8 protein-coding genes and 1 pseudogene are annotated in these 8,778 nt (G+C 74.9%); 4 read left to right on the top strand and 5 right to left on the bottom strand.

Annotated elements, in window-relative coordinates; all coding sequences use genetic code 11:
* The 4 genes and pseudogenes from infB to truB all read left to right on the top strand — a co-directional run.
* Nucleotides 1-2,395: translation initiation factor IF-2 (gene infB / locus GTR00_RS08715; protein ID WP_166611235.1), on the top strand; the 2,395-nt coding region annotated here is incomplete at its 5' end.
* Nucleotides 2,396-2,500: 105 nt separating this feature from the next.
* The gene (locus GTR00_RS08710; RefSeq protein WP_166611234.1) at nt 2,501-2,794 is read left to right on the top strand and encodes a DUF503 domain-containing protein; all 294 of its coding nucleotides are present in this window, start codon (nt 2,501-2,503) and stop codon (nt 2,792-2,794) included.
* 22 nt (nt 2,795-2,816) lie between these two features.
* Nucleotides 2,817-3,311, top strand: a pseudogene (gene rbfA, locus GTR00_RS08705) (30S ribosome-binding factor RbfA); the annotation flags it as partial.
* Nucleotides 3,312-3,516: 205 nt separating this feature from the next.
* Nucleotides 3,517-4,422 (top strand): tRNA pseudouridine(55) synthase TruB, encoded by a 906-nt coding sequence (gene truB / locus GTR00_RS08700; protein ID WP_166611232.1) that lies wholly within the window; start codon nt 3,517-3,519, stop codon nt 4,420-4,422.
* A 45-nt stretch (nt 4,423-4,467) separates the two neighbouring features.
* Here truB and GTR00_RS08695 read toward each other — a convergent pair whose 3' ends face one another.
* The 5 genes from GTR00_RS08695 to GTR00_RS08675 are packed head-to-tail and all read right to left on the bottom strand — an operon-like array spanning nt 4,468 to nt 8,758.
* Entirely contained in the window at nt 4,468-5,037 is a 570-nt protein-coding gene (locus GTR00_RS08695) for a GNAT family N-acetyltransferase (RefSeq protein WP_166611231.1), read from the bottom strand.
* Nucleotides 5,038-5,044: 7 nt separating this feature from the next.
* Nucleotides 5,045-5,818 (bottom strand): SDR family NAD(P)-dependent oxidoreductase, encoded by a 774-nt coding sequence (locus tag GTR00_RS08690; RefSeq protein ID WP_166611230.1) that lies wholly within the window; start codon nt 5,816-5,818, stop codon nt 5,045-5,047.
* Nucleotides 5,815-6,876 (bottom strand): NAD(P)-dependent alcohol dehydrogenase, encoded by a 1,062-nt coding sequence (locus GTR00_RS08685; RefSeq protein WP_166611229.1) that lies wholly within the window; start codon nt 6,874-6,876, stop codon nt 5,815-5,817. The genes GTR00_RS08690 and GTR00_RS08685 overlap by 4 nt, the downstream gene beginning before the upstream one ends.
* Nucleotides 6,877-6,926: 50 nt before the next feature.
* A complete protein-coding gene (locus tag GTR00_RS08680; RefSeq protein ID WP_323132339.1) occupies nt 6,927-7,721 on the bottom strand; it encodes a GolD/DthD family dehydrogenase in 795 nt (264 codons plus the stop codon).
* On the bottom strand, nt 7,718-8,758 hold the full coding sequence (locus GTR00_RS08675; RefSeq protein WP_166611236.1) for a substrate-binding domain-containing protein: 1,041 nt from the start codon (nt 8,756-8,758) through the stop codon (nt 7,718-7,720). Before GTR00_RS08675 ends, GTR00_RS08680 begins: the two co-directional genes overlap by 4 nt.
* Nucleotides 8,759-8,778: the final 20 nt, after the last annotated feature.

Below are 8,778 nucleotides of genomic sequence, written 5' to 3'. Positions count from 1 at the left end.
TCCGGGCGCCGGTGCCGGTGCCGGTGGTGCGCGCCCGGGTGCCCCGCGCCCGGGCAACAACCCGTTCGCCACGAGCCAGGGCATGCCGCGCCCCCAGGGCGGCGGCGCGCCGCGCCCGGGCAACAACCCGTTCGCGAACAGCCAGGGCATGCCGCGCCCGCAGGGCGGTCCCCGTCCGGGTGCGCCCGGTGCCGGTGGCCCGCGCCCCGGTGCGCCCGGCCCCGGCGGCCCGCGCCCCGGTGGTCCCCGCCCGAACCCCGGCATGATGCCGGCGCGCCCGACGGTCGGCCGTCCGGGTGCTCCGGCGGGTCGTCCCGGTGCTCCCGGCCGCGGTGGTCCCGGTGGCGGGCGCGGCGGCTTCGCCGGCCGTCCCGGTGGTCCGGGCGGCGCCGGTGCCGGTGCCGGTGGCGGCGGCTTCGCCGGCCGTCCCGGTGGTCCCGGTCGCGGTGGTCGCGGCGGCACGCAGGGCGCGTTCGGCCGCGCCGGTGGCCGTCCGGTCCGCGGCCGCAAGTCCAAGCGCGCCAAGCGCCAGGAGTACGAGGCGATGCAGGCCCCCTCGGTGGGGGGCGTGCAGGTCCCGCGCGGCGACGGCTCCACGGTCGTCCGCATCCGTCGCGGCGCCTCGCTGACCGACTTCGCCGAGCGCATCGACGCGAACCCCGCGTCGCTGGTCACGGTGCTGTTCCACCTCGGTGAGATGGCCACCGCGACGCAGTCGCTGGACGAGGACACCTTCCAGCTGCTGGGCAACGAGCTGGGCTACGTCGTCGAGGTCGTCTCCCCGGAGGACGAGGAGCGCGAGCTGCTCGCCGGCTTCTCCATCGACCTGGACGCCGAGCTCGAGGCCGAGGGCGACGAGGAGCTCGAGGCGCGCCCGCCGGTCGTCACCGTCATGGGTCACGTCGACCACGGCAAGACGAAGCTGCTGGACGCCATCCGCTCCACCGACGTGGTCGCGAAGGAGGCCGGCGGCATCACCCAGACCATCGGCGCCTACCAGATCACCAAGGAGCACGAGGGCGTCGAGCGGGCCATCACCTTCATCGACACCCCCGGTCACGAGGCCTTCACGGCCATGCGCGCCCGGGGTGCGAAGGTGACGGACATCGCGATCCTCGTGGTCGCGGCCGACGACGGCGTGATGCCCCAGACCATCGAGGCGCTCAACCACGCCCAGGCGGCGGACGTGCCGATCGTGGTGGCGGTCAACAAGGTCGACAAGGAGGGCGCGAACCCGGCGAAGGTCCGGCAGCAGCTCACCGAGTACAACCTGGTGGCCGAGGAGTACGGCGGCGACACGATGTTCGTCGACGTCTCCGCCAAGCAGGGCGCCGGCCTGGACGACCTCCTCGAGGCCGTCCTGCTCACCGCGGACGCGGCGCTGGACCTGCGGGCGAACCCCCACAAGGACGCCCGCGGCGTGGCGATCGAGGCCAACCTCGACAAGGGCCGCGGCCCCGTCGCCACGGTCCTGGTGCAGTCCGGCACCCTGCACGTCGGCGACGCGATCGTCGCGGGCACCGGCTACGGCCGCGTCCGCGCGATGCTCGACGAGCACGGCAACCAGCTCTCGGAGGCGACCCCGTCGCGTCCGGTGCAGGTGCTGGGCCTGACGTCCGTGCCGGGCGCCGGGGACACGTTCCTCGTGGCTCCGGACGACCGCACCGCCCGCCAGATCGCGGAGAAGCGCGACGCGGCCGAGCGCAGCGCCATGCTGGCCAAGTCGCGCAAGCGCATCAGCCTGGAGGACTTCACCAAGGCGCTCGAGCAGGGCAAGGTCGAGACCCTCAACCTGATCCTCAAGGGTGACGGTGCGGGCTCGGTCGAGGCCCTCGAGGACGCCCTGCTGAAGATCGACGTGGGTGAGGAGGTCCAGCTGCGCGTGATCGACCGCGGCGTCGGCGCGATCACGAAGAACAACGTGAACCTCGCCGTGGCCTCGAACGCGATCATCCTGGGCTTCAGCGTGCGCCCCGAGAGCCAGACGCGGGAGTACGCCGAGCGCGAGGGCGTCGACATCCGGTACTACTCGGTCATCTACCAGGCGATCGAGGACGTCGAGAACGCCCTCAAGGGCATGCTCAAGCCGGAGTTCGAGGAGGTCCAGCTCGGGACCGCCGAGATCCGTGAGATCTTCCGGTCCTCGAAGTTCGGCAACATCGCCGGCTGCCTGGTCCGGTCGGGCCTCATCCGGCGCAACACCAAGGCGCGCGTGCTGCGCAACGGTGTCGTGCACGGCGACAACCTCACCATCGAGTCGCTGCGGCGGTTCAAGGACGACGCGACCGAGGTCCGCGAGGGCTTCGAGTGCGGCATCGGCCTGGGCTCGTACAACGACCTCCAGATCGACGACGTCATCGAGACGTTCGAGATGCGGGAGAAGCCGCGCGGCTGAGGCCGTGAGCGACGGCCGGGGCGGGACCTCCCTCCCGCCCCGGCCTTTCCCGTCCGCAGCCGCGGGCGGGACGTCGAGCAGCCGCGGGGGAGGCCGCACCCCGACGTGTTCACAGGCACCCTGACGTTCGACCTCCTCCTCGGCGACGTGCACTCCCTCAAGGGCAAGCGCAGCGTCGTGCGGCCGCTGGTGGCCGAGCTGCGCCGTTCCCTCGACGTGGCCGCCGCCGAGACCGGGTCCCTCGACCTGCACCGGCGCGCCGAGGTGGCCGTGGCCGTCGTCGCCCCCGACGCGGCCCGCTGCAGCGACGTGCTGGACCGCTGCGAGCGCCTCGTCGCGGCGCACCCCGAGTTCCAGATCCTCTCCACCCGGCGGCAGTTCCTGTCGTCGGACGACTGAGCACCTCCAGGAGGGAAGTCCCGTGGCGGACCCCACCCGCGCCCGCAAGCTCGCCGACCGCATCAAGGTCGTCGTGGCCGAGGCGCTCGAGAAGCGCGTGAAGGACCCCCGGCTGGGGTTCGTCACCATCACCGACGCGCGCGTCACCAACGACCTGCAGCACGCGACGCTGTACTACACGGTGCTCGGCAGCGACGAGGAGCGCGCCGGCACCGCGGCCGCCCTGAAGAGCGCCACCGGCGTGCTGCGCTCGGAGGTCGGCAAGCGCACCGGCGTGCGGTTGACCCCGACGCTGACGTTCACCGCCGACGAGGTGCCCGAGACGGCGACCCAGATCGAGGAGCTGCTGCGCGCCGCCGCCGAGCAGGACGCGCGCGTGGCGGCGCTGGCCGCCTCCGCGCAGCCGGCGGGCGAGGCGGACCCGTACAAGAAGCCCGTCGACCACGACCTCGACGGGGACGACGACGACGCGGACGACGCGGACGACGACGAGGTCGTGGTCGACGACCTCGACGACCTCGACGACCTCGACGACCTCGACGACCTCGACGACCTCGACGACGGCGACGCGGTCGCCGACGAGCCGCGCCGGGACCGTCCCGTCGCCTGAGCACCCCCGCCGGCACCCACCCGCACCCGCACCGCCCGCGCGGCGCGCGGACCCCTACGGTGGGCCGGTCCCCGCGGCGCCGGGTCGCGGGGCGGTGGACGGGGGAGCGGGGATGGCGACGCAGGACGCGCGGCGGCCGGAGGTCGGCGACGGGATCCTCGTCGTGGACAAGCCGGCGGGCTGGACCAGCCACGACGTCGTGGCCCGCTGCCGGCGCCTGCTGGGCACCCGCCGCGTCGGGCACGCCGGCACGCTGGACCCCGCCGCCACGGGCGTGCTCGTCCTGGGCGCCAACCGCGGCACGCGGTTCCTGACGCACCTGGTGGCCCACGACAAGGCGTACACCGCCACCGTGCGCCTGGGGCTGGCCACGAGCACCGACGACGCCGAGGGCGAGCCGCTGGGCGAGCCCGCCGACGCCACGGGCCTGGACGGCGACGCGGTCGCCGCGGCCGTGGCGGCGCTGACGGGCGAGGTGCAGCAGGTGCCCAGCTCCGTCAGCGCCATCAAGGTCGACGGCAGGCGCTCCTACGCGCGGGCGCGCGCCGGGGATGCCGTGGAGCTGCCGGCGCGCCCGGTGACCGTCTCCCGCTTCGCGGTGCTGCAGCGCCGCGAGCACGGCCCGTTCGTGGACCTGGACGTGGAGGTGGAGGTCTCCAGCGGCACGTACGTGCGCGCGCTGGCCCGCGACCTCGGCGCCGCCCTGGGCGTGGGCGGGCACCTGAGCGCGCTGCGGCGCACGCGCTCCGGGCCCTTCACGCTCGCCGAGGCCCGCACCCTGGAGCAGGTCGAGCAGCAGCCCTCGGTGACGCCGCTGGCGCAGGTGGCGCGCCGGCTGTTCCCGGTGCGCGACCTCGACGACGCCGAGGCGGCCGCGGTGCGCCACGGCGGGTTCATCGCCGCCTCCGGAGCCCCCGGGGTGGTGGCCGCGTTCGCGCCGGGCGGGGCGCTGGTGGCGCTGCTGGAGGACACCTCCCGCGGGGCCAAGCCCGCCCTGGGGCTGGCCGCCGCCGGCTGAGGCGCCCGGGGCGGCCCCGGCCGGCCGGAGGACCGGCCGCAGGGCTCAGCCGCCCGCGACGCGCACCGCGTGCTCCTCGGCGAGCAGGCCGAACAGCAGCAGGTCCGCCCAGCCGTCCCCGTCCGGCTCGGCGCGCACCAGGCGCCCCTCCGGGCGCATGCCGAGCCGGACGGCCAGCCGCGCCGACGCCGCGTTGCCCGCGTGCACCCGCGCGCCCGCGCGGTGCAGGCCCAGCTCGCCGAACGCCAGGCCCAGCAGGGCCCGGCACGCCTCGGTGGCGTACCCGCGGCCGGTGGCGTCCGGGTGCAGCACCCAGCCCACCTCGCCCTCGGCGGTGCGCTCGTCGCGCAGGAACAGCACCACGTCGCCCACCAGCCGCCCGGCGCGGTCCTCCACGCCCAGCGTCAGGCTCTGCCCCTCGCCGGTCAGCTCCGTGCGCGCGAAGGGACCGGTGAGGCGGGCGCGCAGCGCCTGCTCGTCCATCGGCGCGAACGGCAGGTAGCGGCACACGTCGGCGCGCCCGCGGTAGGCGAGCAGGGCCTCCAGGTCGCCCCCCGACAGCGGCCGCAGCCGCAGCCGGGGGGTGAGCACGGGGTAGCTGGGGCGCAGCTGCACCGCGGCCTCAGAAGAGCGTGTAGCCGCCGTCGGTGACGACGACGGAACCGGTGGAGAAGCTGGCCGCGTCCGAGGCCAGGTAGACGACGCTGGCGGCGATCTCCTCAGGGGTGGCGTACCGCTCCATGGGCGCGTCCTCGATCCACATGCGCCGGAACCGCGGCTCGTCCACCGGCGCCATCTCCGTCTTGACGTAGCCCGGCGCCAGGGCGTTGACGCGGATGCCCAGCGGCGCCCACTCCGCGGCCAGCGACTTCGTCAGCTGGTGCACCGCCGCCTTGGAGGCGTTGTAGACCGGCTGCATCTGCGGGCGGTTGACGATGGAGGCGCTGATGGAGCCGATGTTGACGATGCTGCCGCCGCCGTGCTCGGCCATCCAGCGGGCGCCGACCTGGCTGGGCAGCCACACGCCCTTGAGGTTGGTGGTGATGACGTCGTCGTACTCCTCGTCGGTCACCTCCAGCGCGGGGCGGTGCACGCACGTGCCGGCGTTGTTGACCAGCACGTGCAGCCCGCCCAGCTCGGCGGTGGTGCGCGCGACGGCCGCCTCGACCTCGGCGCGGTCGGTGACGTCCAGCCGCAGGCCCAGCGAGCGCCGCCCCGTCGAGGCGGCGATCTCCTGCGCCGCGGCGACCGAGCGGGCCTCGTCGCGGGCGCCGACGACGACGTCGGCCCCCGCCTCGGCCAGCGCCTGGGCGAAGGCCCGGCCCAGGCCGCGGTAGCCGCCGGTGACGAGGGCGACCTTGCCCTCCAGGGAGAACCTGTCCAGCACGGTGCTCACGCGAGCGCTCCTTCGGGGGTGGTGGGGTTGACGACGACGACGGCCTTCATGCTCAGCGGGTCGGAGTCGGCGTTGAGCGCGTCCTCCACCTGCTCCAGGGGGTACCGGGCGGTGACCATGTCGTCCAGGTGCACCGCGCCGGAGGTGAACAGCTCGATGCCGCGCGGCCAGGTGTCCACGTACCGGAACACGCCGGTGACGGTGATCTCCCGGCTGGCGATCAGCGTGACCGGCAGGGGCATCTCCTCGGCGCCCAGGCCCACGAGCACCGCCGCGCCGCCCGGGCGCAGCGCCGCGATGCCCGAGCGCACCGCGGGCGTGGCGCCCGAGCAGTCCACGAACGCGTCGGCGCCCAGCGCGGCGATCTCGTCGGCGTCGTCGACGGGGTGCAGGGTGCGGGTGGCGCCGAAGGAGGCGATGCGCTCGCGGCGGGAGTCCACGAAGTCGGTGACGACGACGTCGGCGGCCCCGCGCGCCCGCACGGCCTGCGCGACCATCGCGCCGATGGGCCCGGCGCCGGCGACGAGCACGCGGTCGCCGGGGGTGGTGCCCGCCTTGTGCGCGGCCCACAGCCCCACCGAGAACGGCTCCAGCAGCGCGGCCGCGTCGTCGGACATCACGTCCGGCACGGGGTAGGCCATGTCGGCCGGGGCGGTGACGTAGTCGCAGAACGTGCCGTCCACCGGCGGGGTGGCGTAGAAGCGCATGTTCGGGCACAGGTTCATCCGCCCGGACTTGCACGCCCGGCAGTGCCGGCAGGGCACCTGCGGGTCGATCGCGACGCGCTCGCCCACGCGCTCCTGCGGCACGTCGCGGCCCGCGGCCACGACCTGCCCGGAGACCTCGTGCCCGAGCACGAGGGGCTGCTCGACGACGAAGTCGCCGATGCGCCCCTCCTTGTAGTAGTGCACGTCGGAGCCGCACACGCCCACCGACGCCACGCGGACGAGGACCTCGTCGGCGGCGGGGGTGGGCACCGGGCGCTCCTGCAGCTCGACGACGCCCTGCTCGACCAGGACGCTGGCGCGCATGGTCGCCGGGACGGTGGTGGTGCTCATGGTGGGTCCTCTCCGTGGTGCGGACGGGTGCCGCGAGTCTCGCGGGTGGCTCAGCGGATCGTGTAGCCGCCGTCGACCACCAGGTCGTGGCCGGTGACCATGGCGGCGCCGGGCCCGGCGAGGTAGACCACCGCGGCGGCCACGTCGCCCGGCTCGGCGAACCGGCCGACGGGGATCTGCGCGCGCAGCGCGTCCCCGGCCGGGTTGTCCCAGTTCGGGCGGCTCAGCGGGGTGAGCACGACCGTGGGGGAGACGGTGTTGACCGTGATGCCCAGCGGTCCCCACTCCAGGGCCAGGGTGCGCGTCATCCCCAGCAGCCCGGCCTTGGAGGCGGCGTAGGCGGCGTGGCCGGGCAGCGCCACGCTGGCCGCCTGGGAGGCGATGCCGACGATGCGCCCGCCGCCCGCGCGCGCCAGGTGCGGCGCGGCGGCGCGGCTGACGAGGAAGCTGCCGGTGAGGTTGACCCGCAGCGTGCGCTCCCACCCGGCCAGGTCCAGCTCCAGGGCGGGGGCGATGGCCGCGGTGCCGGCGCAGTTGACCACGACGTCGAGGCGGCCGGCGCGCTCGGCCACCTCCCGAACCGCGGCCTCCACGCCCGCGGCGTCGGTGACGTCGCAGTCCAGCAGCAGGCGCTCGCCGGCCGGCGGGTGCGCCGGCGCGGCCCGCTCCAGCGCGTCCTCCTGGTCCAGCACCGCGGTGCGGGCCCCGGCGGCCTCCAGGGCTTCGACGACCGCGGCGCCGATGCCGCCGGCCCCGCCGGTGACGAGGGCGACCGCGCCGCGCAGCGGCCGCCGCCCGCCGGCGGGGCCGGCGGCATCCGCGGGGCCCGCGAGCGGGGAGGTCACTGGCCGGGGATCCCCTCGTCGGCGATCTCCCCGGTCCTCAGGTTCTCCTCCGTCATCGCCGGCAGGTCCGCGAGGAACTGCTCGCGGCCGGTGACGACGTGCTCGATGGCGACGTCCACGTTCTCCTGCGTGATGCGCGGCATCTTGTAGACCGGTTCGGCCTCCACGTCCTCGCCGCGGGCGATCTTGGCGGCCACGGCCAGGCCTGCGGACAGCTCCACCGTGCCGTTCTGCAGCATCGTGCCGATGAACTCCCCGCTCTTGACGGCGTTGAGGCCGTCCTCGATGCCGTCGATGCCGACGATCGGCACGGACGCTCCGGCCTCCTTCATCGCCTGCAGCGCGCCGAGGCCCATGTCGTCGTTCTCGGAGACGACGCCCTTGATCTGGTCGCCGAAGGCGGAGATCCAGTTCTTGACCTTGTTGACCGCCTCGTCGCGCTTCCAGTTCGCGGTGTCCTGGGCGAGGATCGTGATGCCCGGGTAGTTCGCCAGCGTCTGCTGGATGCCCTTGGTGCGGTTCAGCTCCCCGGACTGCCCCAGCGGGCCCTGCAGCACGACGATGCCGCCCTGCCCGCCGAGGGCGTCGGCCATCATCTGCATCTCCTCGGCGCCGGCCGCCACGTCGTCGGGCTGGACGTTGCCGGCGATGTCGGTGGAGTTCAGCTCGGCGTTGACGGCGATGAGCGGGATGCCCGCGGCCTTGGCCGCGGCCACCTGCGGCTGCAGGGAGTCTGCCTGCACGGGCACGACGATGATGGCGTCGACGCCGCCGTTGACGTACTGGTCGACCTGGCTGGCCTGGGTGTTGACGTCGAGGTTGGCGGCGTTCCACAGCAGCTCGATGCCGTTGGCCTCGGCGTAGGCGTCCATGCCCTCCTTGCCGGCGGTGATGAACGAGCTCATGTCGTAGACGCTGACGCCGATGCGCAGCTGCTGCGCACCGCCGTCGTCACCGCCGCCGCCGGCGGTGGGGTCGCCGGCGCCGCAGGCCTGCAGGGCCAGCGCGAGGGTGCTGACGCCGAAACCGCCGAGCAGGGTGCGCCGGGTGAGGGGGG

It is taken from the genome of Kineococcus indalonis, assembly GCF_009906395.1.
GTDB lineage: Bacteria > Actinomycetota > Actinomycetes > Actinomycetales > Kineococcaceae > Kineococcus > Kineococcus indalonis.
Note: the sequence above shows the minus strand (reverse complement) of the source record. Positions and strands in the feature narration are given on the sequence as shown.